This window comes from Streptomyces sp. NPDC050433 (genome assembly GCF_044458565.1).
Taxonomy (GTDB): domain Bacteria; phylum Actinomycetota; class Actinomycetes; order Streptomycetales; family Streptomycetaceae; genus Streptomyces.
Genome location: NZ_JBITIB010000008.1, coordinates 25,247 through 50,695 on the forward strand (window position 1 = coordinate 25,247; position 25,449 = coordinate 50,695).

The 25,449-nt window shown below is 70.6% G+C and carries 19 protein-coding genes and 2 pseudogenes; 13 read left to right on the forward strand and 8 right to left on the reverse strand.

Annotated features, from left to right (window positions below; genetic code table 11):
- The first annotated feature begins 4 nt into the window (after positions 1–4).
- From ACIBLA_RS11880 to ACIBLA_RS11890, 3 genes are all read left to right on the forward strand, one after another.
- Complete coding sequence (locus ACIBLA_RS11880; RefSeq protein ID WP_399198483.1) at positions 5–901, forward strand: diacylglycerol kinase; 897 nt, start codon at positions 5–7, stop codon at positions 899–901.
- A 93-nt stretch (positions 902–994) separates the two neighbouring features.
- Positions 995–3,823: a DEAD/DEAH box helicase gene (locus tag ACIBLA_RS11885; RefSeq protein WP_363246219.1), complete on the forward strand. Its 2,829-nt coding sequence runs from the start codon at positions 995–997 to the stop codon at positions 3,821–3,823.
- A 160-nt stretch (positions 3,824–3,983) separates the two neighbouring features.
- Complete coding sequence (locus tag ACIBLA_RS11890; RefSeq protein WP_363246213.1) at positions 3,984–4,268, forward strand: DUF6355 family natural product biosynthesis protein; 285 nt, start codon at positions 3,984–3,986, stop codon at positions 4,266–4,268.
- Between the two features lie 598 nt (positions 4,269–4,866).
- Here ACIBLA_RS11890 and ACIBLA_RS11895 read toward each other — a convergent pair.
- Positions 4,867–5,665, reverse strand: a pseudogene (locus ACIBLA_RS11895) (SDR family oxidoreductase).
- 314 nt (positions 5,666–5,979) lie between these two features.
- Here ACIBLA_RS11895 and ACIBLA_RS11900 point away from each other — a divergent pair.
- Positions 5,980–6,264, forward strand: a pseudogene (locus tag ACIBLA_RS11900) (ABC transporter permease); the annotation flags it as partial.
- 57 nt (positions 6,265–6,321) lie between these two features.
- On the opposite strand, the gene ACIBLA_RS11905 reads toward ACIBLA_RS11900, so the two are convergent.
- Positions 6,322–7,170 (reverse strand): siderophore-interacting protein, encoded by an 849-nt coding sequence (locus ACIBLA_RS11905; protein WP_363246214.1) that lies wholly within the window; start codon positions 7,168–7,170, stop codon positions 6,322–6,324.
- A 102-nt stretch (positions 7,171–7,272) separates the two neighbouring features.
- On the reverse strand, positions 7,273–8,178 hold the full coding sequence (locus ACIBLA_RS11910; protein ID WP_363246220.1) for a 5'-3' exonuclease: 906 nt from the start codon (positions 8,176–8,178) through the stop codon (positions 7,273–7,275).
- Between the two features lie 277 nt (positions 8,179–8,455).
- On the opposite strand from ACIBLA_RS11910, the gene ACIBLA_RS11915 reads away from it, so the two are divergent.
- The 4 genes from ACIBLA_RS11915 to ACIBLA_RS11930 all read left to right on the forward strand — a co-directional run bounded on the left by ACIBLA_RS11915 (position 8,456) and on the right by ACIBLA_RS11930 (position 13,823).
- Positions 8,456–9,619 carry a glycine betaine/L-proline ABC transporter ATP-binding protein gene (locus ACIBLA_RS11915; RefSeq protein ID WP_399198484.1) on the forward strand — a complete coding sequence of 388 codons (1,164 nt, stop codon included), beginning with the start codon at positions 8,456–8,458 and terminating at the stop codon, positions 9,617–9,619.
- Complete coding sequence (locus tag ACIBLA_RS11920; protein WP_363246216.1) at positions 9,612–12,233, forward strand: ABC transporter permease/substrate binding protein; 2,622 nt, start codon at positions 9,612–9,614, stop codon at positions 12,231–12,233. Before ACIBLA_RS11915 ends, ACIBLA_RS11920 begins: the two co-directional genes overlap by 8 nt.
- Before the next feature lie 293 nt (positions 12,234–12,526).
- Positions 12,527–13,078 (forward strand): helix-turn-helix domain-containing protein, encoded by a 552-nt coding sequence (locus ACIBLA_RS11925; protein ID WP_399198485.1) that lies wholly within the window; start codon positions 12,527–12,529, stop codon positions 13,076–13,078.
- 13 nt (positions 13,079–13,091) lie between these two features.
- Positions 13,092–13,823: a helical backbone metal receptor gene (locus ACIBLA_RS11930; RefSeq protein ID WP_399198486.1), complete on the forward strand. Its 732-nt coding sequence runs from the start codon at positions 13,092–13,094 to the stop codon at positions 13,821–13,823.
- On the opposite strand, the gene ACIBLA_RS11935 is transcribed toward ACIBLA_RS11930, so the two are convergent.
- On the reverse strand, positions 13,762–14,955 hold the full coding sequence (locus ACIBLA_RS11935) for a TDT family transporter (protein ID WP_399198487.1): 1,194 nt from the start codon (positions 14,953–14,955) through the stop codon (positions 13,762–13,764). The genes ACIBLA_RS11930 and ACIBLA_RS11935 overlap by 62 nt on opposite strands.
- Positions 14,956–15,025: 70 nt before the next feature.
- Between ACIBLA_RS11935 and ACIBLA_RS11940 the strand changes: the two genes are divergently transcribed.
- On the forward strand, positions 15,026–15,949 hold the full coding sequence (locus tag ACIBLA_RS11940) for a LysR family transcriptional regulator (RefSeq protein ID WP_399198488.1): 924 nt from the start codon (positions 15,026–15,028) through the stop codon (positions 15,947–15,949).
- 71 nt (positions 15,950–16,020) lie between these two features.
- On the opposite strand, the gene ACIBLA_RS11945 is transcribed toward ACIBLA_RS11940, so the two are convergent.
- The 4 genes from ACIBLA_RS11945 to ACIBLA_RS11960 form a co-directional block, all read right to left on the reverse strand.
- A complete protein-coding gene (locus ACIBLA_RS11945; RefSeq protein WP_399198489.1) occupies positions 16,021–17,499 on the reverse strand; it encodes an alkaline phosphatase PhoX in 1,479 nt (492 codons plus the stop codon).
- 159 nt (positions 17,500–17,658) lie between these two features.
- Positions 17,659–18,348, reverse strand: a complete 690-nt coding sequence (locus ACIBLA_RS11950; RefSeq protein WP_363246438.1) for a gamma-glutamyl-gamma-aminobutyrate hydrolase family protein — start codon at positions 18,346–18,348, stop codon at positions 17,659–17,661.
- Positions 18,349–18,420: 72 nt separating this feature from the next.
- Entirely contained in the window at positions 18,421–19,923 is a 1,503-nt protein-coding gene (gene eat / locus ACIBLA_RS11955) for an ethanolamine permease (protein WP_363246439.1), read from the reverse strand.
- Between the two features lie 157 nt (positions 19,924–20,080).
- Positions 20,081–20,833 (reverse strand): FadR/GntR family transcriptional regulator, encoded by a 753-nt coding sequence (locus ACIBLA_RS11960; RefSeq protein WP_399198490.1) that lies wholly within the window; start codon positions 20,831–20,833, stop codon positions 20,081–20,083.
- Between the two features lie 78 nt (positions 20,834–20,911).
- Between ACIBLA_RS11960 and ACIBLA_RS11965 the strand changes: the two genes are divergently transcribed.
- From ACIBLA_RS11965 to ACIBLA_RS11980, 4 genes are read left to right on the forward strand one after another with little or no spacing between them, the layout of a single operon-like run.
- Positions 20,912–22,282 (forward strand): glutamine synthetase family protein, encoded by a 1,371-nt coding sequence (locus ACIBLA_RS11965; protein WP_399198491.1) that lies wholly within the window; start codon positions 20,912–20,914, stop codon positions 22,280–22,282.
- A gap of 11 nt (positions 22,283–22,293) precedes the next feature.
- Complete coding sequence (locus ACIBLA_RS11970) at positions 22,294–23,667, forward strand: aldehyde dehydrogenase family protein (protein WP_363246442.1); 1,374 nt, start codon at positions 22,294–22,296, stop codon at positions 23,665–23,667.
- 3 nt (positions 23,668–23,670) lie between these two features.
- Complete coding sequence (locus ACIBLA_RS11975; protein WP_363246443.1) at positions 23,671–24,474, forward strand: 3-oxoacyl-ACP reductase; 804 nt, start codon at positions 23,671–23,673, stop codon at positions 24,472–24,474.
- Between the two features lie 31 nt (positions 24,475–24,505).
- Positions 24,506–25,438: a DUF2510 domain-containing protein gene (locus ACIBLA_RS11980; RefSeq protein WP_399198492.1), complete on the forward strand. Its 933-nt coding sequence runs from the start codon at positions 24,506–24,508 to the stop codon at positions 25,436–25,438.
- Positions 25,439–25,449: the final 11 nt, after the last annotated feature.

The following is a 25,449-nucleotide window of genomic DNA, read 5'->3' on the forward strand; positions in this document are numbered from 1 at the left end:
CCCCGTGACCAGTGAGATCAGCCTCTTCGTCAACCCCACCGCCGGGCGCGGCAGGGGCGCACGCGCCGCGCAGCCTGCCGCCCGCGAGCTCAGGGACGCCGGGTACTCCGTCCGTACGGTGCTCGGCTCCGACGCCGACGACGCGCTGCGCCGCGCACGCGAGGCCGTCGCGGCGGGCACCGGCGCGCTCATCGCCGTCGGCGGGGACGGTCTGGTCTCCCTCGCGCTCCAGGCCGTGGCCGGTACGGACACCCCGCTCGGGGTCGTCGCCGTCGGCACCGGCAACGACTTCGGCCGGGCGCTGGGCCTGCCGGTCCGGGACCCCGCGGCGGCCGGGCGGATCGCGGCCGACGCCCTGAAGCACGGCGGGATCCGGGAGCTGGACCTGGGGCGGGTCGAGGGCCGGTGGTTCGGGACCGTCCTCGCCTCCGGCTTCGACTCACGCGTCAACGACCGCGGCAACCGCATGCGCTGGCCGGCCGGCCGCTTCAAGTACGACCTGGCCATGGTGGCCGAACTGGCCGCCTTCAAGCCCGTCCCCTACCGCATGACCCTGGACGACGGCACCGATCGGGACATCGAGGCGACCCTCGTCGCCGTCGGTAACGGCCCCTCCTACGGAGGCGGCATGCGCATCTGCGCGGACGCCGCCATGGACGACGGGCTCTTCGACGTCACCGTCGTCGGCGACTGCAGCCGTGCCACGCTGCTGAAGGTGTTTCCGCGCGTCTACCGGGGCACGCATCTCGACCACCCCAAGGTCACCGTCCACCGCACCGCGAAGATAACTCTCGCCGCCTCCGGCCTCACCGGCTACGCCGACGGGGAGCCGCTCGGCCCGCTGCCCCTGACCGCGCGGTGCGTCGCCGGGGCCGTACGGGTGCTCGCGCCCGGCGCCTGACGGGCACCGGAGGCGGCTCCCGCAGAGGCTCCGGCAGCCCGCCCGTAAAGATCGCGCCCGCTGTCAGAGGTGGCGGGTAGGCTCGTGAGCAAGATGACAGAGGACCTCACACCGGCCGAGCGATACGCCGCAGCTCGGACCCGCGCAGCCGAGCAGGCCACCGCACTCGCGCCGTTCCGCGAGATGTACGAGTTCGGCCTCGACCCCTTCCAGATCGAGGCATGCCAGGCCCTGGAGTCCGGCAAGGGCGTCCTGGTCGCGGCGCCCACCGGCTCCGGCAAGACGATCGTCGGTGAGTTCGCCGTGCACCTGGCGCTCGCCGAGGGCCGTAAGTGCTTCTACACCACCCCCATCAAGGCGTTGTCCAACCAGAAGTACGCGGACCTGGCGAAACGCTACGGGGCCGACAAGGTCGGGCTGCTCACCGGCGACAACAGCGTCAATTCCGACGCCCCGGTGGTCGTGATGACCACCGAAGTCCTGCGCAACATGCTCTACGCGGGCTCCCAGTCGCTGGCCGGGCTCGGCTATGTCGTGATGGACGAGGTGCACTACCTCTCCGACCGCTTCCGCGGCGCCGTCTGGGAAGAGGTGATCATCCACCTCCCCGAGTCGGTGACCCTGGTGTCCCTGTCGGCGACCGTGTCCAACGCGGAGGAGTTCGGTGACTGGCTGGACACCGTCCGTGGCAGCACCGAAGTGATCGTCTCCGAGCACCGCCCCGTGCCGCTGTGGCAGCACGTCTTCGCGGGCCGCCGGATGTACGACCTCTTCGAGGAGAGCACCGACCACGGAGGCCGCGGCGAGGCGCGCCGCGAGGTCAGCCCCGACCTCGTCCGGCTGGCCCGGATGGAGAACCAGAAGACGTACAACCCGCGTGACCGCCGCCGCGGCAAGATGGTCCGCGAGGCGGACCGGGAGCGCGAGCGCAGGCAGCGCGGCCGGATCTGGACGCCCGGCAGGCCCGAGGTCATCGAGCGGCTGGACGCCGAGGACCTGTTGCCCGCCATCACGTTCATCTTCAGCCGGGCCGGCTGCGAGGCCGCCGTACAGCAGTGCATGCACGCGGGTCTGCGGCTCAACGACGACAGCAGGCGGGCCCAGGTCCGGGAGATCGTCGAGGCGAGGACCGCGTCCATCCCCACCGAGGACCTGCATGTCCTGGGTTACTACGAATGGCTGGAGGGCCTGGAGCGCGGCATCGCCGCCCACCACGCCGGCATGCTGCCGACGTTCAAGGAAGTCGTCGAGGAGCTGTTCGTACGCGGTCTGGTCAAGGCCGTGTTCGCCACGGAGACGCTGGCGCTCGGCATCAACATGCCCGCCAGGTCCGTCGTCCTGGAGAAGCTCGTCAAGTGGAACGGTGAGCAGCACGCCGACATCACACCCGGCGAGTACACCCAGCTCACCGGGCGTGCCGGCCGCCGCGGCATCGACGTCGAGGGCCACGCGGTGGTCCTGTGGCAGCGCGGAATGGACCCGGGCGCGCTCGCCGGTCTCGCGGGCACGCGCACCTATCCGCTGCGCTCCAGCTTCCGCCCGTCGTACAACATGGCGGTCAATCTGGTGCACCAGTTCGGCCGGCACCGCTCGCGCGAGCTGCTGGAGACGTCCTTCGCCCAGTTCCAGGCGGACAAGTCGGTCGTCGGGATCTCCCGGCAGGTGCAGAGGAACGAAGAGGGGATGGAGGGCTACCGGGAGGGCATGACCTGCCACCTGGGGGACTTCGAGGAGTACGCGCGGCTGCGCCGCGACCTGAAGGACCGTGAGACGGAGCTGGCCAAGCAGGGAGCCGTGCAGCGGCGGGCCGCCGCCGCGTCTTCGCTGGAGAAGCTCAAGCCCGGCGATGTCATCCATGTCCCGACCGGCAAGTTCGCCGGCCTCGCGCTGGTGCTCGACCCCGGACTGCCGGCCGGGCGGGCGGGCGGACACCGGGGCGTGGAGTATCACGACGGCCCAAGGCCTCTGGTGCTGACCGCCGAGCGGCAGGTCAAGCGGCTCGCGTCGATGGACTTCCCGGTGCCGGTCGAGGCGCTGGACCGGATGCGGATCCCCAAGAGCTTCAACCAGCGCTCGCCGCAGTCGCGCCGCGACCTGGCGTCCGCGCTGCGCACGAAGGCCGGTCATGTCGTGCCGGAGCGGCACCGCAAGGGGCGGGCACCGGCCGCCGACGACCGCGAGATCGGCCGGCTGCGTACGGAGCTGCGCGCGCACCCGTGCCACGGCTGCGACGAGCGCGAGGACCACGCGCGGTGGGCGGAGCGTTACCACCGGCTGCAGCGTGACACCCGGCAGTTGGAACGGCGGATCGAGGGCCGTACGAACACCATCGCCCGCACCTTCGACCGTATCGTCGCCCTCCTCACGGAGATGGACTATCTGCGCGGCGACGAGGTCACGGGCAACGGCAAGCGACTGGCGCGGCTCTACGGCGAGTTGGACCTGCTCGCCAGCGAATGCCTGCGCGAGGGCGTGTGGGAAGGGCTCTCCCCGGCGGAACTGGCCGCGTGTGTCTCGGCGTTGGTCTTCGAGGCGCGCCAGTCGGACGACGCGGTGGCACCCCGGCTGCCGAGCGGCGCGGCCAAGGCCGCGCTCGGCGAGATGGTCCGTATCTGGGGCCGGCTCGACGCGCTGGAGGAGGACTTCAAGATCAATCAGGCGGAGGGGGTGGGCCAGCGCGAGCCCGACCTCGGCTTCGCCTGGGCCGTGTACATGTGGGCGTCGGGCAAGGGCCTCGACGAGGTGCTGCGCGACGCCGAGATGCCGGCGGGCGACTTCGTCCGCTGGTGCAAGCAGGTGATCGACGTCCTCGGGCAGATCGCGGCGGCGGCGCCCCGCGAGAACAGCACGGTCGCGAAGAACGCGCGCAAGGCGGTCGACGCGGTGCTGCGCGGGGTGGTGGCGTACAGCTCGGTGGGGTGAGGGCGGGGCCGGCGACGGCCGTGCGGAGTCCCCCAGTTCAGTGACCTGGCAGCCACGTACGGGTGAAGTGATCGGTTGCTGACGGTAGTTGATGCGATGCTCTGCGTGCGCACCGATTCAGGTGCCCTGGGGTTCCACGCTCTCAACAAGGAGTAGCCGCATGCGCGTTCGTCAGTCCCTCCCCGCCCTCGTCGGCGCTGTCGCCATGGTCCTGGGAATGTCCACCGCGGCGTCCGCCGCCCCGTCCGCCGCCGCGACGCCCTGCGGCTACTACTCGACGTCCAGCGACTCGTACTACAACCACTGCACGAATGACGGCTCGCGCGTCGTCATCGAGGTCGAGGTCTCCGGCTGGAACTACGAGCAGTGTGTCGGCCCCGGCGTCACCTGGCTCGGCTCGAAGAGCAAGGTCAGCGACGCGTGGTACGTCGGCCGCACCTGCTGACACCGACCCGCTGACACCTGTGGAAGGGCCTGGACGCCCGACGACGCTGACTCTGTCGGGGATCTTGCGACGGGAGCCCTGCCGCCGCGCGACGAACGGCTCGTCGCCCTGGAGAGATGGATCACCACGACCGTCCAGGCCCGCACGGACCTTGCCGAACGCATCAGCCAACTCACCGTCGACCACGTCGACGTCACCGGCGAGACCGTCTCGATCACCTTCGGAACTTCGCCCGTCATCCTTCCGATGCCGCTGGGCACCCTGGTCCGCGAGCTCGTCGCGACCCGACGCGGCAAGGCCGAGATCGGCACTCCGGACGACGCCCCCGGCTCTTCCCCGGAGGACAACCAGGGCGTCCACTCAGCGACAGCCAGATCGCTCTGCGGCTGCACAAGATCGGCATTCGACCCCAACAGGACCGCTCCACAGCTCTGTTCGCCCTCGCCGCCGAACTCCCCGCCGCCATCCTCGCCCGGATGCTCGGCGTCCACATCCAAGTCGCCTTCCTATGGCAGAAGGCATCCGCCGGGGACTGGGCCGCCCACGCCGCCGACGTCGCCAGCCGGAAGCGCCCGTGAGCCTTGCCTCGTACGCTTGGCTACCCGAGACCGCCATTGCTCTGGAGAAGCTGGGCGTTGATCCATCCACCCTCTGCCGAGCAGAGAAACGTGACCAAATTCGCGCAATCCCGCGGCACGCCAAGGCGTCCCAGGGGTGTGAAGCGGATCATGTCCGCCTTTTGCTCCTCGGTCATCCACCCGGTGTCAGTCGGCCCGGGATTGATCGCGTTACAGGTCACTCCCAGATGGGCGAGTTCGCGGGCGGCGGCCAGCGTGATCCGGTCCATGGCCCCCTTGCTCGCCCCATAGGGCAGGTTGCCAGCGGTGTGGTCGCTGGTCAGGCTGACGATCCGCCCGCTTCCGTGCTGCCCGCGGAATCGCAGCCCGTACTCCCGGATCAGCAGCCACGTTGCCCGCGCATTGACCCGCGAAGTGCAGGTCGAAGCTCTCCACCGTGGTGTCCAGCAAGCCGGAGTCAACCGACTCGCAATGGCAGAGCACCAGCGCGGTGACGTTGCCCAGCTCCCGCTCAACGCTGTCGAAGAGCTGAGCCGGCACTGCCGGGTCGCTCAGGTCCGCCTCGACCGCAAGCGTTCTCGCCCCATGGGACGCCACCTTCTTCTGCAGCTCTTCGGGCGCACCCGGCTCCATGCCCCACTGCATGCGCGCGTCATATGGAGTCCAGTACGTGAAGGCCACGTCCCAACCGGCCCGGGCCAGATTCAGTACCACGGACGCCGCGATCCCCGCCGAACGTCCCGCCCCCGTGACCAAGGCAAGCGGGCGCCCCGCCTCTCCCACGACCTGCCGACTCCCCACGCGCGTCTCACTAGTCATGATCCTCATCCTGGCGAGCAGCCCTTCACACGGCACCCGATTTTCCCGGGCCCTGCGACGCTTACACCCCTTGAGACGCGCAGACCCAGCCACCACACGGCACACAAGGTGCAGATGAGACAGGTATTCGGGCAGTTTCAATACCCGACTGCACCATTAACCATCTACCCCACCGAGACCATCGAGGCCCACCGTGCGTTCATCTCCCGCCGCCGAGCCCTGCGCCCGGCCGAGGAGTACCGCACCCCCACCGACGCCGAATGGGAGGACTTCCTCGGCCACTTCGAACGCCGCAAGCTCTCCGTCGGCACCTGCTGCTCGTGCTGCTCGTCTGTGCGATCCTGCTCGGTACGGTCTTCGGGGCGCTGTCCAACGCACTCGGCATGCTCGTACGGCAGCGCGAGTCGATCATCGGCATCAACAGCTTCCTGCTGCTGCCGCTGACGTTCCTCTCGTCGGCCTTCATGGCGCCGGCCCAGATGCCGTCGTGGATGGCCCGCATCGCGGACTTCGACCCCGTCAGGGGACCGCTGCTGGTGCTCGCCGTCGTCGCGGTCTGGCTCTCGACCCGGACGTTCCGCTCGTACCAGAAGTCCGTCCAGCGCGCCGAGCGTTCGTCCTCGATCGCGGGACGGCGATCGAGGACGAACGCCGCGTCAGGTCTGCGCCGCGCCTTCCTGCTCGCGCTCCACCTGCTCGTTCCACTCGCGCTTGACCGCCCGCCACGCCTCGTCGTTCTGACCCAGCCGCCAGTACCCCGAGATCGACAGCCGCTCGCGCGGGATCCGCCGGTCGTGCCGCAGATGTCGGCGCAGCTCCTTCACGAAACCGGCCTCGCCGTGCACGAAGGCGTGCACATCACCGGCGGGGAAGTCCAGCGCACGTACGGCGGCGACGAGAGCCTCACCGACCGGACGGCTCCCGCGGTGCAGCCAGACGATCTCGGCCCCGGCGGGGGCGGCTATCTTCTGCTCCTCGTCGGGCCCTTCGACCTCGACGAACACGCGGATCCTGGCACCCCCCGGAGCCTGCTCCACGGACGCGGCGATCGCGGGCAGCGCGCTCTCGTCACCGACGAACAGATGCCAGTCGGCGGCCGGGTCGGGGGCGTACGACCCGCCGGGCCCGAGGAACCGCACCGTGTCGCCGGGCTGTGCGGCAGCCGCCCACGGTCCCGCCAGGCCCTCGTCCCCGTGCACCACGAAGTCGATCGTGATCTCCCCGGCGGCCGGGTTCCACTCGCGCACCGTGTACGTACGGGTCGCGGGCCACTGCTCGCGCGGGAAGTCCTCGCGAACACGGTCCATGTCGAACGGCTCGGGATAGCTGACACCCTCGGGGGCGAAGAGCAACTTGACGTAATGGTCGGTGAATTCGCCCGCGTCGAGCCCGGCGGGTCCGTCGCCGCCGAGGACCAGACGCACCATGTGCGGGGTGATGCGCTGGGCGCGCACCACCCGCGCCTGGTGGACCTTCGGTGACCTGCGGGCCTGCTGTGCTGCCACGGCGTCTCCCTCGACTCGTACGGCATGCGGCCGTCGCGCGACGGTCGTGTGCGGTGCTTAGGTATACCTAAGTTAGCACTTCGTCGCCTGTCGCACCTCTCCTCACTTCCCGAGCACGGTGAGCAGCCGGTGCAGCGCGTTGTTCAGCCCCCACCGCGCCGCCAGCGCGTCCAGCATCTCCGGGTCGAGCGGCTCGGCGGGCAGCGCCGGGTCGAAGTCCGGCATTGGTACGTCGCCCGCGACCCTGACCACCGTCGGAGCGACCGCCACATAGTCCCTGGCCTCGTCCAGCCGCTTGCGCTGCGAGGGCGTGAGCCCCGACCGCGGATCGTCGACCGCCGCCATGATCCCCGCCAGGTCGCCGTACGCGTCGAGCAGCTTGGCCGCCGTCTTCTCGCCGATTCCGGGCACGCCGGGGAGCCCGTCGCTCGGATCCCCACGCAGCAGCGCCAGATCGACATAGCCGGAGCCGTCGACCCCGTACTTCTCGCGCAGCCACGCCTCGTCCGTCACCTGGAGTGAGCCGACCCCCTTGAGCGGATACAGCACCCGCACCTGACGGGCGTCGTCCACCAGTTGGTACAGATCGCGGTCGCCCGTGATGATGTCCACCGGGCCCGAGGCGGCGCCGGTGAGCGTGCCGATCACATCGTCCGCCTCATACCCCGCGACGCCCACCCGCGCGATCCCCAGCGCGTCCAGCACCGCCTCGATGATCGGCACCTGCGGTGCGAGCGTGTCCGGGGTCTCCTCCTCGTCCGGCCCCTCCGGCGTCTCGACCGCCACACGGTGCGCCTTGTACGACGGGATGAGATCCACCCGCCACTGCGGTCGCCAGTCGGCGTCCCAGCAGGCCACGAGATCGTCCGGGTGGTGGTCCTGGACGAGCCGGGTGATGAAGTCGAGCAGCCCCCGGACCGCGTTGACGGGCGTGCCGTCGGGGGCACGCACTGAGTCGGGGACCCCGAAATAGGCCCGGAAGTAGAGGGAAGCGGTGTCGAGGAGCATCAGGCGTCGCGTCACACCCCGATGATGCCGCATCCCACTGACAGCGGGCGGACGATCCGGTCCGACCCGGCTTCTGACCTGCGCGGCAGTACTTCTCAGTGGTGTGGACCACATAAGCGTTTGCCTCCCGCCGGCCGGGGCAGGCGCGCATGCGGAGCGGACCCGGGCGCGGACTCACACAGACCGTCGACCGGCCACGCGGGCCGAACCCGTACCGCTCCACGGCCCGCCGGCGGGGGTGGCGGGCCGTTTCTCATTTCGACGGCGTGAGGTATATGTGTCCAGGCTGCAGGCGGAACACCTGTACAAGGTATTCGGCGCACGACCCGAAGAAGCGGTGAGGAAGCTCGAAAGCGGCACGGACCGTGACGAGTTGCGCGCCGACGGTACGACCGCAGCGGTGATCGACGCCTCGTTCTCCGTCGATCCCGGTCAGATATTCGTCGTGATGGGACTCTCCGGATCCGGTAAGTCCACCTTGCTGCGCATGCTCAACGGACTGCTGGAGCCGACGGCCGGGCGGGTGCTCTTCGACGGCCAGGACGTGACCGCCCTGAGCGCGGCCGAGCTGCGTACCGTGCGCTCCACCAAGATCAGCATGGTGTTCCAGCACTTCGCGCTGTTCCCGCACCGCAGCGTGCTGGAGAACGCGGGATACGGCCTGGAGGTCCAGGGCGTTCCCAGTGGCGAGCGGAAGAGGCGCGCCGCCGAGGCGCTTGAGCTCGTGGGCCTGGCCGGCTGGGAGAAGGCCTGGCCCGACGAGCTGTCCGGCGGTATGCAGCAGCGTGTCGGACTGGCCCGCGCGCTCGCCACCGACGCGGACCTGCTGCTCATGGACGAGTCGTTCAGCGCGCTCGACCCGCTGATCCGCCGCGACATGCAGGACCAGCTCCTGGAACTGCAGAAGCGGCTGAAGAAGACCATCGTCTTCATCACCCACGACCTCAACGAGGCCATGCGGCTCGGCGACCGGATCGCCGTGATGCGCGACGGCGAGATCGTCCAGCTCGGCACCGCCGAGGACATCCTCGTCACCCCGGCCAACGAGTACGTCGCCTCCTTCACCCAGGACGTCGACCGCTCACGTGTCCTGACCGCCGGCGCGATCATGGCGGACGCCGACACCGCCCATGGCATCCGTACGGATGGCGGCAAGGAACTGCGCACCGACAAGGACGTGCTCGCGGCGGCGCCCGCCACCGTCACCACGAGCACCCCGATCATCGAGCTGTTCACCCCCTGCTCGACCAGCTCCGTCCCCGTCGCCGTCACCGACGACGAGGGGCGGCTCGTCGGAGTCGTACCGCGCGCCAGGCTTCTCGCCGTGCTCGGTGAGCCGATGACACCCTCCGACGCGGCCCCGAGCACGGCGGCGCCGGAGGCCGGCGTACTCGGGGGCGCGACCACCCTGACCGTCGATAAGGAGGCGGCCAGTGCCTAGGCTCCCGCTCGGTGAGTGGGTCGACACCGGAGTCGACTTCCTCCAGCGCCATCTCTCCTGGCTGTTCGACGCGATCAGTTCGGTCGTCACCGGTATGTACGACGCCGTCGACGCGGTGCTGAGCGGTCCCGAACCGCTGCTCCTCGCCGGCATCCTGGCCGTGCTCGCCTGGTGGCTGCGCGGTCTGCTCGCCGCCGGTCTCGCCTTCGTCGGCTTCGCGCTCATCGACTCGATCGAGCTGTGGGAACTCGCGATGTCGACGCTCTCGCTGGTGCTCGTCGCCACGATCGTCATCCTGGTCATCGCGGTGCCGCTCGGCGTCTGGGCCTCGCGCTCGGCCACCGTCAGCGCCGTCATCCGGCCGGTGCTCGACTTCATGCAGACCATGCCCGCCATGGTCTATCTGATTCCGGGCATCATCTTCTTCGGCGTCGGCGTGGTCCCCGGCATCATCGCCACGATCATCTTCGCCCTGCCGCCCGGCGTCCGTATGACGGAGCTGGGCATCCGGCAGGTCGACGCCGAACTGGTCGAGGCCGCCGAGGCGTTCGGCACCAGCCCGCGCAACACCCTGCTGCGCGTCCAGCTGCCCCTCGCCCTTCCGACGATCATGGCCGGCGTCAACCAGGTGATCATGCTGGGCCTGTCGATGGTCGTCATCGCGGGCATGGTCGGCGGCGGCGGACTCGGCGGCGCCGTCTACCGCGCCATCGGCAATGTCGACATCGGTCTCGGCTTCGAGGCGGGTGTCTCCATCGTCATCCTCGCGATGTATCTGGACCGGCTGACCGGCGCGCTGGGCCGCCAGGTCTCGCCGCTGGGCCGCCGCGCGCTGGCCAAGGCGCGGGCCGTGAGCGGTTCGCTCAAGATCCGTGACCACCGCCCGCACCCCTCGGTCGCCGTGGTCGGCGTCGTCGTCCTCGCGCTCGTCGCGGGCGGCATGAGCATCTTCGGCGAGGGCAAGAGCACGACGGTCGCCGGTGAAGGTGATGTCGGCCAGGGCAAGAAGATCAGCATGGGTTACATCCCCTGGGACGAGGGCATCGCCTCCACCTTCCTCTGGAAGGAGATGCTGGAGCGGCGCGGTTACGAGGTCGAGGCCACCCAGTACGAGGCCGGGGCGCTCTACACCGGCCAGGCGAACGGCCAGATCGACATCCAGACCGACTCCTGGCTGCCGACCACCCACGCCACCTACTGGGACAAGTACCAGGACAAGCTGGAGGACATGGGCGCCTGGTACGACGAGACGTCCCTGGAGCTGACCGTTCCCTCGTACGTGAAGGGCGTCGACTCGCTGGCCGATCTCAAGGGCAAGGCCGACCAGTTCAAGGGCCGCATCATCGGCATCGAGCCCAGCGCGGGCGAGATGGGCATCCTCAAGGACAAGGTCCTGAAGGAGTACGGCCTCGAAGGCGAGTACAAGGTCGTCGACGGCTCCACGCCCGGCATGCTGGCCGAGCTGAAGCGCGCGTACGAGAAGAAGGAACCGGTCGTCGTCACGCTGTGGTCCCCGCACTGGGCGTACAACACCTACGACCTGAAGAAGCTCAAGGACCCGAAGGGCACCTGGGGCGCGGGCGACGGGGTGCACACGCTCGCCCGCAAGGGCTTCTCCGCCGACAACCCGAGCGTCGCCAAGTGGCTCAAGAACTTCAAGATGACCGAGGACCAGCTCACCAGTCTTGAGGCGGAGATCCAGGGCGCCGGGAAGGGCAAGGAGCAGGAGGCGGTACGCGCCTGGCTGGGGGACAATCCCGGACTCGCCGACAAGTGGACCCCGGTCGGCGGCGTCAGCAAGGGCGCGAACGGCAAGGACGAGCGCGAACGGCCCATCGAGGTCGCCTGGTTCCCCTGGGAGGAGGACATCGCCGCCACGTATCTGTGGAAGGCGGTGCTCGAGGACCGGGGATACAAGATGAACCTCAAGCAGTTCGAGGTCGGTCCGATGTACACGGCGATGGCCCGAGGGCAGATCGACGTCCAGTTCGACGGCTGGCTGCCCAACACGCAGAAGAAGTACTGGGACAAGTACGGCGACAGACTCACCGACCTCGGTTCCTGGTACGGGCCGACGTCCCTGGAGATCGCCGTGCCCTCCTATGTGAAGGGCGTCGACTCACTGGCGGATCTGAAGGGCCGCGAGGACGAGTTCAAGGGCCGGATCGTCGGTATCGAGCCCGGTACCGAGACCATGAACATCCTCAAGAACACGGTCCTGCCCGGCTACGGTCTGGACGGCGCCTACAAGGTCGTCGACAGCTCCACACCCGGCATGCTCGCCGAGCTGAAGCGGGCGTACGGCAAGAAGGAACCGATCGCCGTCATGCTGTGGACCCCGCACTGGGCGTACAACGAGTACGAGCTGACCAAGCTGAAGGACCCGCAGAAGGCATTCGGCGAGGGCGACCAGATCCGCACCGTGGGCAACAAGGACTTCCCCAAGAACTATCCGCAGCTGACCGAGTGGTTCAAGGACTTCAAGCTGAGCGAGCAGCAGCTCGCCGGTCTGGAGAACGAGATCCAGAAGCGCGGCACGGGACATGAGGAAGAGGCGGTCAAGGCCTGGATGGACAAAAATCCGGGCATTGCCGACCAGATCGCCCCACAGTAGGGCGTCAGCGGCAGGCGAGAGCCGGCCGACGGAGAGTGACGGGCGGGCACCGCGACAAGCGGTGCCCGCCTTCTCCGCACCCGCGGCCGACCCGCGGCCGACCTGCGGCCGTACCCGCTCCCGGCTCGCGGGGGTGCGATCGGCGCTGAGAGTCGTAGGTTGGACCTGTGGCCCTACGGGTCGGTAACCGGATCGGGACGGATCGGCGGCGGATCGGGTGCGGGTGAGGCAGACCGCCCGTATGCGGCCGTCAACTCTGAGAAGATGACGATCCGGCCGGAGGGAGCCCAGACATGGACGACAAGGAAGCGCTCAGGGTGGGCGCCGCCGTCCGCAGGCGGCGCAGGTCGCTCGGGCTGACGCTGGCGGCCGTTTCCGACCGCAGCGGGCTCTCCGTACCTTTCCTCAGTCAGATCGAGAACGAACGCGCCCGGCCGAGCGCCCGTTCGATGGAGCGGGTGGCCGACGCCCTGGAGACGACCGTCGCGGCGCTGCACGCCGCCGCCGACTCCGCGCGCACGGTCGACGTCGTACGGGCCGCCGACGGCGGCGGCGCCGGTGTGCGCCGGGTGGTCCGTGGCGGACACCAGCTGCACGCCAAGGAGTACACCGGCGAGCTGGACACCGGGCGCGAGTACCAGCACCGCAACGACGAGGTGATGTACATCGCCGACGGTTCGGTGGAGGTCGAGGCCGAAGGCCGCGCCTACCGCCTGGAGCGCGGCGACACGCTGTACCTCTCCGGCGGGGTCAGACACCGCTGGCGCGCCACCGAGCCCGGCACCCGCATCCTGGTCGTCGCCGTCGCCGAACACATCGACGCGACGTTCGACACCCGGCGCTGAGCGCGCCTCCGCCATGCCGACCGCGGCGAGGGTTTCGCGGATCGTGTCGCTGGTGCCCTCGCTCACCGAGGCCGTCGCGGTCACCGCGCCCGGACTGCTCGTGGGCGCGACCGACTGGTGCAGCCACCCCGGCGGCCTCGACGTCGTACGCGTCGGCGGCACCAAGAATCCCGACATCGCCGCGATCACCGCGCTGCGCCCCGACCTCGTCCTCGCCAACGAGGAGGAGAACCGCGAACCGGATCTGGCCGCGCTCCGGGCGGCGGGCATCGAGGTGCTGGTCACCGAGGTGCGCGACCTCGACCAGGCCTTCGCCGAATTGGAGCGGATGCTCGTGACCGGCTGCGGGCTCACGGTGCCGCGCTGGCTGGACGAGGCGCGGGAGGCGTGGGCGACGGTGCCTCCTCCGTACGGAGGCGGGCGCCGGGCCGTCGTACCGATCTGGCGCAGGCCGTGGATGGTGCTCGGCCGGAACACCTTCGCCGGTGATCTGCTCGCCAGGCTCGGCGTGCACAACGTCTACGCGGACCGGGCCGAGCGCTACCCGCGCATCCCACTGGACGAGCTGCGGGCATCGGGCGCCGATCTGGTCGTCCTGCCCGACGAGCCGTACCGCTTCACCGCCGACGACGGACCCGAGGCCTTTCCCGCACTGCCGGCCGCGCTGGTCGACGGGCGGTACCTCACCTGGTACGGGCCGTCACTGGCCGAGGCGCCGGCGGTGCTGCGGGCAGCGCTCCGCTGACCACACCGTGGACGGTGCGGGCCCAGGCGACCGCCCAGGCGGCTGCCAGCAGCGCGAAGAGGCCGAACGCGAGCCAGGAGAGGGCGTCCAGGCCCGTCGTGCGGGCCAGCCCGGCGGCGCCGGTCACGCAGGTGCCGACGGGGAAGGTGAAGGCCCACCACGTCATCGAGAACGGCATCCCGCGCCGTACCGCGCGCACCACCATCGCGACCGCCAGCGCCAGCCACAGCAGGGCGAAGCCCAGCACCGGGACGCCGTACAGGACGGCGAACGCGGCCAGGGCCGAGAGCGAGGGCGCCGCGCCGAGCGCGGCGCGCGCCGCCTCCGCGAGATGGCCGACCGCCGTGGTCGACTGCCCGAGCGGGCCGAGTACGAGGAAGAGCGCCGGCGTCAGGGCAACGGGCAGCGGTCCGAACAGCACGAGCCTGCCGAAGACCAGCGGCAGCAGGGTGAGCGTCGCGAGCAGGCTCAGGCCGAACATGGCGTAGCAGGCGAGCAGCAGCGCCTCGCGCCCCTGCCCTACGGGCAGATACGGGATCAGCGCCGGGCCGAGCGCCGCCGACACCATGGGCGCCACCACTGGCAGCAGCCACACCGGGGACGCGTCGGCGGACCGTACCCGGTGACGGACCACCATCAGATACGGGACGCCCACGGCCGCCGCCAGACCGACCAGCGTGCCCGCCGTGAACAGCACGGCGTCCACGGCGACGGCCGCGCTCTCGCCGATCACGTGCCGGCCCACGGTGAGGGTGGCGCCGCCGACGGCGAGCAGGGCCATCGCGAGACATCCGTAGAAGGGCGCGACAGCGGGGTCGAGCAGATGGGCGCGGGCCTGGTCGCGGTGGTGGATCCAGTGCCCGGCGCGGGCGGCCAGCACGACCAGGAGCATCAGCGCCGACAGCGCCCAGACGGTGACGCAGAGGGCGCGCAGTACGGGGGCGACCGACGGGTGCCAGGGGAGTGCGGCGCCCGCGCTCGCGACGATCGCGGTGCCCATCACGCTCGCGTACCAGTTCGGGCCGACATGGCGCAGGGCAGGGAAGCGCCGGGGGTGGGGCGTCGCGGGGGGCGTCGCGAGCGGGGTGGGCGGCGTTGTCGGCGTCGGCGTGGCGGGAGCGAGGGTGGGCATGCTCGCACCCTCCTCGCTCTCCGCCCTCCTCACCAGGCCCCTTGGCGCTATGAGGCCATAACCTGCGTGTATGACTGATGAGCCTCCTGTGACCCTCGCCCACCGGGTACCCGAGCTGGGCGCGCTGGAACTGCTCATCGCCGTTGCCCGGCACGGCAGCATGGGCGGGGCGGCCCGTGAGCTGGGCATCAGCCAGCCCGCGGCGAGCAGCCGGATACGGTCCGTCGAACGACAGCTCGGCGTCAGCCTCTTCGACCGGTCGCCGAGCGGTTCCCGGCTCACCGAGGCGGGCGCCCTCGTCACCGACTGGGCGCGCCGGATCATGGAGGCGGCGGAGGCCTTCGACGCGGGCGCTCAGGCGCTGCGCGACCGGCGCGACTCACGGCTGCGGGTCGCGGCGAGCATGACCATCGCGGAGTATCTGCTGCCCGGCTGGCTCATCGCACTGCGCGCGGCCCGCCCGGACACGGCCGTCTCGCTCCTGGCCGGAAACTCGGGCGCCGTGGCCGCGCGACTGCTCGGCGGCCAGGCGGACCTCGGCTTCGTGGAGGGCTTGGCCGTGCCCGGAGGGCTGGACGGCACGGTGATCGGCCGCGACCGGCTGGTGGTCGTGGTGGCACCGGCGCACCCGTGGAGCGGACGGCGTACAGCGCTGACGGCAGCCGAACTGGCGGCTGCCCCGCTGATCCTCCGTGAGGAGGGCTCCGGCACCCGCCAGGTGCTCGACGCGGCACTCGCCTCCTACGGAGGCCTCGCCGAGCCGCTGCTCGAACTGTCCTCGACGACGGCGGTCAAGGCGGCGGTGGTGAGCGGTGCGGGACCCTCGGTGGTCAGCGAACTGGCCGTGGGGGAGGAGCTGGCGTCACGCCGGCTGACCGAGGTCGAGGTGACGGGCATCGAGCTGCGGCGCGAGCTGCGAGCCGTGTGGCCGACGGGTCACCGGCCCAGCGGACCTGCCCGCGACCTGCTGTCCCTGACACGTGTGGCGCCGTAACGGACACGCGTGGCGCCGTAACGCCAACGGCCGCGCCCACGGGTCGGGGCGCGGCCGTTGGCGGTGGATCGTCAGCGCTGGTGGCGCCAGGGGCCGGTGATGGCCAGGAGGATGCCGGGGTTCTGGATGCTCGCGTACAGCGTCTTGCCGTCGGGCGAGAACACGACACCGGCGAACTCGCTGTACTCGGGCTCCTCGGCGGTGCCCTCGTTCAGCTCGTTGCGGGCGATCGGGTAGGTCCTGCCCGAGTCCGTCGCGCCGAACAGGTGCTGGACGCCGTCGCCGTCCTCGGCCAGGATCACACCGCCGTACGGCGACACCGTGATGTTGTCGGGGCCGTCGAAGGCGCCGTCCTTCGACGGGTCCTGGTTGACGTCCAGGATCAGCTTGAGGGTCAGCTTGCGGCGCGCCGGGTCGTAGAACCACACCTGGCCGTCGTGCTGCTTCGGGCTCTCCTCACGGGCGTAGGAGGAGACGATGTACGCGCCGCCGTCGGCCCACCACATGCCCTCCAGCTTGCGGGCGCGCGTGACCTGCGTGTCCGTGAACTGCTCACGCACCGACACGGTCCTGGCGTCGCGGTCCGGCACGGTCACCCAGTCGACGCCGTACACGGTGCCGGCCTTCGTGGCGCGCGACAGGTCGTCGACGAACGCGCCCTTCGAGTCGAAGCACTTGAAGGCCTCCAGCACGCCCGCGGTGTCCGAGAGACCGCGCAGCTTGCCGCGGCCGTGCCGGAAGCCCTTCGGCGGAGTCCAGCGGAAGAGCAGGCCGTTCGGCTCGTCGGCGTCCTCGGTGAGATACATGTGGCCGCGCTTGGTGTCGACGACGACCGCCTCGTGGTCGTACCGGCCGAGCGCCTTGATCGGCTTCGGGTCCTGGTTCGCGCGGCGGTCGTACGGGTCCACCTCGAAGACATAACCGTGGTCCTTGGTCATGCCGTCCTCACCGGCCCTGGTGGTGTCCTCCTCGCAGGTCAGCCAGGTGCCCCAAGGTGTGCGACCGCCCGCGCAGTTCTCCTGCGTACCGGCGATGCCGACCCACTCCGCCACGTACTCGCCGTGCTTGGAGACCTCGACGACGGTGCAGCCGCCGGGGGCGGCGGGGTCGTAGACGAGTCCCGGCGTGAGCGGCACGGGGAAGTCGGCCTCGGCGCGGTCGCCGCCGATCTCGTGGTTGGTGACCAGGAGCGTGGAGCCGCGGGTGCCCGGGAAGGTTGCCGTGCCGTCGTGGCTGCCCGGCGTGAACTCGCCACTGTCCAGCTTGGTGACACCCGCGCGGTTGATGACCTTGTACGAGAAGCCGGCGGGCAGCGCGACCAGGCCCTCCGGGTCGTCGATCAGCGGGCCGTATCCGGTCCTGCTGCCGAGCGCCTGGGAGGACCGCGCGTCCTGCGGCTGGTCGCCGCTCACGGCGGCCTCGGCGCTCGCGTTGGCGCTCTCGTCCGCGTAGGCGTAAGCGGAGGCGGTGGAGAGCACACCGGCGGTACCGACGAGGGTGAGGCCCGCGCCGGCTGAGGTCTTGGAGAAATCTCTACGGGTGATGGGCACGTTCATCTCCTGGGGATGCGCGGTCCGACGGCCATGGGTGACCCGAACCCGGCACACGGTTCCCCCCACCCGCGAACAACAGGTGAACGGCACACCATCGGTACATGCCGTCTCACCGGCCGGGCGGCACGGGTGCTTCACACGGCCGCGCGGCGCGGGTCACCCGTCGCCGCGCGCCGCCGCCACCAGCGCCTCCATCACGCGCACGTCCTGCCCCATCTCCGGATGCCACTGCACGCCCAGCACCCACCGGTCGTCCACCAGCTCCACCGCCTCCACCGTCCCGTCGCCCGCGTACGCCGAGACGATCAGGCCCTCGCCCAGCCGGTCCACCGCCTGGTGGTGGGAGGTCGGTACGTCCGACTCCTCCGGCACGGCCGTGCCGTACCGCGTACCGGGCACCGGCTTCACGGGGTGCTCGCCGAAGACGCCGAGAGTCGCGGCCGTGTGGCCCTCCAGATGCTGGATGAGCGTTCCGCCGAGGGCGACGTTCAGCAGCTGCATGCCCCGGCAGATCGCGAGCAGAGGCGTGCCGGACGCCAACGCCGCCTCGATCAGGGCCAGTTCCCAGTCGTCCCGCTCCCTGGCGGGTGGTCCGGTACGGGGGTCGGGCTCGGCCCCGTACCGGACCGGCTCGACATCCGGGCCGCCCGCGACGACCAGCCCGTCGAGCCGGGCGACCACCGAGGCGGCGGTGGCCCATTCGTCCGGCGGGAGCATGACGGCGACGCCGCCCGCGCGCTGGACGAGCCTCGGATACCCCAGGGGCAGCAGGGCGGCGGGCAGATCCCAGACGCCCCACTTGGCCGACGTCTCCAGATACGTGCTGACGCCGATGAGCGGCTTCACTGAACGTTCCTCCGTTGTGGTGCTGTGCTGTCGTGCGGTCGTACGTGTCACCTGCCGGGCGGGGCCGGGACCTCAGTCCCGTTTCAGCTCCGCCTCCGCCTCCGCGAGCGCGGCGAACTCCTCCTCGGGCGCGGCGGCGACCAGCCGGTGCCGACTGTAGAAGGCGAAGTAGGCGAGAGCGACGACATAGACCCCGAGCGCGATGAACGCCGCGTCCTTGTCCACCAGGAACGTCGCCACCAGCGCCGACAGTGCCAGCACGAACGCCACGCCGGAGGTCAGCATGCCGCCGGGAGTCCTGTACGGGCGGTGCAGACCGGGTTCGCGGCGGCGCAGCACCAGATGCGACAGGGCCATCAAGGCGTAGGAGATCGTGGCGCCGAAGACCGCGACATTCAGCATCCGGCCGCCGTTGCCGCTGCCCGCGGCGAGGGCGAAGCCGATCGCGCCCGGAATCAGCAGGCCGAGGTAGGGCGCCTTGCGGCTGCTGGTCAGGGAGAGGAAGCGGGGCAGATAGCCGGCGCGGGAGAGCGCGAACAGCTGCCGGGAGCCGGCGTAGATGAGGGAGAAGAAGGACGCGACCAGACCGGCGAGCCCCGCGTAGTTGACGAACCGGCTGAGCGCCGTGGGATCACCGTCGCCCTGGAGCGCGACGACCAGTGGGTTACCGGCCTCCATGACGGCCTCGGAGCCGCGGGCACCCGTCGCGGCGAAGAACGTGATCAGCGCCAGCAGGACGAGGACGCCCATGGAGATCGACAGCGCCCGCGGCATCGAACGCACCGGGTCCTTGGCCTCCTCCGCGGCCAGCGGCACGCCCTCCACACCCAGGAAGAACCACATGCCGAACGGGAACGCGGCCCAGATCCCCAACAGACCGTAGGGCAGCCAGGAGTTGGCACCGAACGCGTCCTCCTGGACGGGGATGTCGTTGAGGCCGGCGCTGTCGAACTCGGCGAACGCGCCCACGGCGAAGATCAGCAGCGCGGCGACGGCGATGGCCGTCACGACCAGGCTGAAGCGCAGCGCCTCGCCGACGCCCCACAGGTGGATGCCGATGAAGACGGCGAAGCAGGCGAGATAGACGGGCCAGCCCGCGTCCAGCCCGAAGAGGTTCAGCGACTCGACGTAGTCGCCGATGAAGATGGAGATCGCGGCGGGCGCCAGGATGTACTCGATGAGGATGGCCGTGCCGGTCAGGAAGCCGCCCCAGGTGCCGAGCGCCCGGCGGGCGAAGCCGTAACCGCCGCCCGCCGTGGGCAGGATCGCGGACAGTTCGGCGAGGGAGAAGACGAGGCAGGCGTACATCGCGCCCATCAGGAGCGTCGCGATGGCGAGCCCGCCGAAGCCGCCCTCGGAGAGGCCGATGTTCCAGCCGGAGAAGTCCCCGGAGACGACGTACGCGACGCCGAGACCGGTCAGCAGCAGCCAGCCGGCGCTGCCGCGCTTGAGCGTACGGCGCTGCAGATAGGCCGCGTCGCCGGCGGGGCCGCCCGGTGCGGGAACACCCGGTGCCGGGCCCGCCGGACCGGACGGATCGGCTGGTGGGATTCGGGAGTCCGTGCCTTCGGCCATGAGCCGCTCCTGCCTCGGATAGCTGCCTCGGATTGATGCCACGGGTAAAGGTGTGAGGCCACACCATTGCGGCCGGAATCGCTCACGCGCAAGCCCTCTGCGTTAAGCGGCTGTTACGGACCCCTCGTAGCCCACCACCCCCCCCGCTACCCCGCTCTCAGGCCAGAAATCCCCGCAGCAGCGCCGCCGTTCCGCCGCAGTGCTCCCGCATCACCTCGCGCGCCGCGTCCGCGTCGCCGTCCAGGACCGTCTCCACCAGCGCCGTGTGCTGCTGCTGGGAGTGCTCCAAGTTCCGTACGAGCAGCGGGATGCAGTCCAGCAGGTCGTTCACCGTCGCCCGCACCGAGGCGTACTGCTCGGTAAGCCGCGCCGACCCCGACAGCTCCGCGAGCGTCAGATGCAGCAGCGTGTCCAGCCGCCGGTAGTCGCCCAGCGGGGCGTCGTGCGTGGCCGCCAGTGCCGTACGCAGCCGGGCCGCCCCGTCCTCGGACAGGCCGTGCGCCGCGCACAGGCCCGCCGCGCCCACCTCCAGCACCTCGCGGAAGCGCAGCACGTCCTCGATGTCCACCCCGGCGACCCGGCGGCGCAGCTCCTCCTCGACCTGCTGCCGCGGGGTGTCGGGCCGCGGCAGGACGAACGTGCCGCCGTAACGCCCCCGCCGGCTCTCCACCAGCCCCTGCTCGCCCAGGACCTTCAGCACCTCGCGCAGCGTGACCCGGCTGATCCGCAGCCGCTCCGCCAGCTCCCGCTCCGCGGGCAGCCGTTCACCGCCCGCCACCAGACCGAGGCGCAGCACCTGCATGATCTGCTCCAGCGCCTCCTCGAAGCCGTTGCCCGCACGCACGGGGCGCAGGACGGGCGTCAGCCGGTCGCCGGGCTCACTCTCCTCCGCCGCATCCTTCTTCGCCACGTCGCCGTTTCCCCTTCCCAAGCAATGGTCTCCCGGAATACCTTAAGGTCCCCGGCTGGCCGATGGAGGAGTTGTCCCGTGGCAGACCGCACACCCCCGCTCTCCGTCGAGGAGCTGCGCGCCCTCGTGGTGAGCGGCGAGATCGACACCGTCGTCCTGGCCTTCCCCGACATGCAGGGCAGACTCCAGGGCAAGCGGTTCGCCGCCAAGTTCTTCCTGGAGGACGTACTGGAACACGGCACCGAGGGCTGCAACTACCTGCTCGCCGTCGATGTCGAGCTGAACACCGTCGAGGGATACGCGATGTCCTCCTGGGACCGCGGCTACGGCGACTTCGCCATGCACCCCGATTTCTCCACCCTGCGCCGCGTCCCCTGGAACGAGGGGACGGCGATGCTCATCGCCGACCTCGCCTGGAACGACGGCTCACCGGTCGTCGCCGCGCCCCGCCAGATCCTGCGCCGTCAGCTGGAGCGGCTCGCCGAGCACGGCTACACCGCGCACGTCGGCACCGAACTCGAATTCATCGTCTTCAAGGACACCTACGAGCAGGCCTGGGACAGCGGCTACCGCGGCCTCACCCCCGCCAACCAGTACAACATCGACTACTCCATCCTCGGCACCGGCCGTATCGAGCCCCTGCTGCGCCGGATCCGCAACGACATGACCGCCGCCGGGCTGAGCGTCGAGTCCGCCAAGGGCGAGTGCAATCCCGGCCAGCACGAGATCGTCTTCCGTTACGACGAGGCCCTGCTCACCTGCGACCAGCACGCGATCTACAAGACCGGCGCCAAGGAGATCGCCTCCCAAGAAGGCGTCTCGCTCACCTTCATGGCCAAGTACAACGAGCGCGAGGGCAACTCCTGCCACATCCACCTCTCGCTCCAGTCCGCCGACGAACCCGGCACGAACGTCATGGCGGGCGACGACGCACACGGCATGTCGCCCGTGATGCGCCACTTCCTGGCCGGCCAACTCGCCGCGCTGCGCGACTTCTCCCTGCTGTACGCGCCGAACATCAACTCGTACAAGCGCTTCGCGCCCGGCTCCTTCGCCCCGACCGCCGTCGCGTGGGGCAACGACAACCGCACCTGCGCGCTGCGCGTCGTCGGCCACGGGCGCTCCATGCGCTTCGAGAACCGGCTGCCCGGCGGCGACGTCAACCCCCACCTCGCGGTCGCGGGCCTGGTCGCGGCCGGTCTGTACGGCATCGAGCACCAGCTCGATCTGCCCGAGTCCTGCACGGGGAACGCCTACACCTCCGCGTACGAGCAGGTCCCCACCACCCTCCGCGAGGCCGCCGGACTCTGGGAGCACAGCCCCATCGCCAGGGCCGCCTTCGGGGACGAGGTCGTCTCCCACTACCTCAACCTGGCCCGTGTCGAACTGGCCGCCTTCGACGCCGCCGTGACCGACTGGGAGCTGCGCCGCTCCTTCGAACGCATGTGAGGAAGAAAGACGTGCCCGACCAGCCCCACGCCCATCGGATCCTCAATCCGGCGACCGAGGAGGTCGTCGCCACCGTCCCGGCGACCGGCCCCGCCGAGGTCGACGCCGCCGTCGTACGGGCCGCCGCCGCCCAGCGCCGGTGGGCCGGGGCGGCCCCCGCCGACCGCGCGCGCCTGCTGCGCCGCTTCGCCGCCGTTGTCGACGACCACATCGAAGAACTCGCCCGGCTGGAGGTCACGGAGGCGGGCCACACCCTCGGGAACGCCCGCTGGGAGGCCGGCAACGTCCGCGATCTCCTCGACTACGCCGCCGGGGGAGTGGAGCGACTGACGGGCCGTCAGATCCCGGTCGCCGGCGGACTGGACATCACCCTCCTCGAACCGCTCGGTGTCGTCGGTGTCATCGCCCCGTGGAACTTCCCCATGCCCATCGCCGCCTGGGGCACCGCGCCGGCCCTCGCCGCAGGCAACGCCGTACTGCTCAAGCCCGCCGAGACCACCCCGCTGACCGCGCTGCGCCTGGCCGGACTCGCCCTGGAAGCAGGCCTTCCCGAGCATCTGTTCCAGGTGCTGCCGGGCGCCGGGGACATCGCGGGGCAGGCGCTGGTCGAGCATCCGGACGTCGCCAAGATCGTCTTCACCGGCTCGACCCGTGTCGGCAAGGAGATCATGGCCAGGGGCGCGCGGCTGGTGAAGCGCGTGACCCTCGAACTCGGTGGCAAGAGCCCCAACATCGTCTTCGCCGACGCCGACGTGGAACGCGCGGCGGCCGAGGCGCCGATGGCCTTCCTCGACAACGCCGGACAGGACTGCTGCGCCCGTACCCGCATCCTCGTCCAGCGCACCGCGTACGACCGTTTCCTCGAACTCCTCGCCCCCGCCGTCCGGTCGGTGGTCGTCGGCGACCCGTCGGACGAGAAGACCCAGATGGGTCCGCTGATCTCGCGCACCCAACTGGAGCGGGTGCGCGGGTACGTCCCCGAGGGCCGGGCGGCCGTACGGGGCAGCGCCCCCGACGGACCGGGCTTCTGGTTCCCGCCGACCGTCCTCGCCGATGTCGCCGCCGACGACCCCGCCGTGACCGAGGAGATCTTCGGCCCGGTCGCCGTCGTGCTTCCCTTCGACGACGAGGAGGACGCGATCCGCCTCGCCAACGACACCGCGTACGGGCTCTCCGGCTCCCTCTGGACCCGCGACCTCGGCCGCGCGCTGCGCGTCTCACGCGCCGTCGCCGCCGGCAACCTGTCCGTCAACTCCCACAGCAGCGTGCGCTACTCGACACCCTTCGGCGGCTACAAGCAGTCCGGCGTCGGCCGTGAGCTGGGCCCCGACGCCCTCACCGCGTTCACCGAGACCAAGAACATCTTCATCAGTACGGAGGCCTGATCCATGTCCGACGAGATCAACCAGAGCGCCGAGGCGCCTGTCTGCCGCCGGCTGGTCGGCCGTACCGCCGTCGTCACCGGGGCGGCCAGCGGCATCGGTCTCGCCGCCGCCCGCCGGCTCGCCTCCGAGGGCGCACACGTCGTCTGCGGCGACATCGACGAGGCGGCGGGGAAGGCGGCGGCCGACGAGGTGGGCGGCACGTATGTACGGGTCGACGTCACCGACGCGGACCAGGTCGACGCCCTCTTCAAGAAGGCGTTCGACACGTACGGCAGCGTCGACGTCGCGTTCAACAACGCGGGCATCTCGCCGCCCGAGGACGACTCGATCCTGACCACCGGTATCGAGGCGTGGCGCCGGGTCCAGGAGGTCAACCTCACCTCCGTGTACCTCTGTTGCAAGGCCGTCATCCCCTACATGCGCCGGCAGCGGCGCGGCTCGATCATCAACACCGCGTCCTTCGTCGCGACCATGGGAGCGGCCACCAGCCAGATCTCGTACACCGCCTCCAAAGGAGGTGTGCTCGCCATGTCACGTGAGCTGGGCGTGCAGTTCGCCCGTGAGGGCATCCGGGTCAACGCGCTCTGTCCCGGACCGGTCAACACACCGCTGCTGCGTGAGCTGTTCGCGAGCGACCCCGAGCGGGCCGCGCGCCGTCTGGTGCACATTCCGGGCGGGCGGTTCGCCGAGGCGGAGGAGATCGCCGCGGCGGTCGCGTTCCTCGCCAGCGACGACGCGTCGTTCGTCAACGCGACGGACTTCATGGTGGACGGCGGTATCGGCGGGGCGTACGTGACTCCGCTGTAGCCCTCGCGGGCACGCCGCCTAGGCTTGCGGGATGAGCATGACGACGCCGCCCGGCTGGTACGCGGACCAAGGCGCGCCCGGCACCGAGCGCTGGTGGGACGGGAACGCCTGGACCGCGCACACGCGGCCGATCGGCGGCGCGTACCAACAGCCGTACCAGCAACCGCAGACGGTGCCTCTCGCGGTGGGCGGTGGCCCCGGTGGCGGTCGGCGGGGCCGGGTCGTCGCCGCCGTGGCCGCCGGGCTCGTGCTCACCGTCGCGATCGTCGTCGGTGTCACGCTGCTCGGCGACGACGAGCCCAAGACCGCGCCCCCGGCCGCCGCGACCACCACCGGGCCCGCGCCCGGCCCGACGGACGACACCGGCGGCGCGAGCCCCACGGACGAGCCGAGCGCGGACCCCACCGTGCTGGTCGACCAGCTCAACGGCATCACCCTGCCCATCCCGGACGACTGGGAGAAGTCGGACAGCGTCGTCGACCGGTCGGTCACCATGACGACCGTGGCGGACTACGAGTGTCCCGGCGAGACCAACCGGTACTGCCGATACGGCAGCGTCATGTCCTTCACCGCCACCCAGACCGACGCGGCCGGACCCGAAGCCCTCGCCAAGGAGGACATCCAGGACGCGTCCGACGCTCTGTACGACGAGGACTCGATCGGCAACTCCTACTACGGAGGCGTCACCTCGCACACGGTCGTCAAGTCCGAGGCGGTCACCGTCGCCGGACGGACCGGATACCTGGTGCGCTGGAAGGTCAAGACGGGCTCGGGGCCCGGCGGTTACGTCCAGTCGCTGGCCTTCCCCTCGACCATCGGCGCCGAATCACTGATCATCGTGCGATTCGGCTTCGACGCGGGGCCCAAGGGCCCGCCCCTCAGCGGCATGGACACCATCACCGAGGGCATCCGGAGAATCGGCGACGCGACGGGCGGCGTCGGCAGCTCCATCGGCCCCTCCTGAGGGTCCGGCGG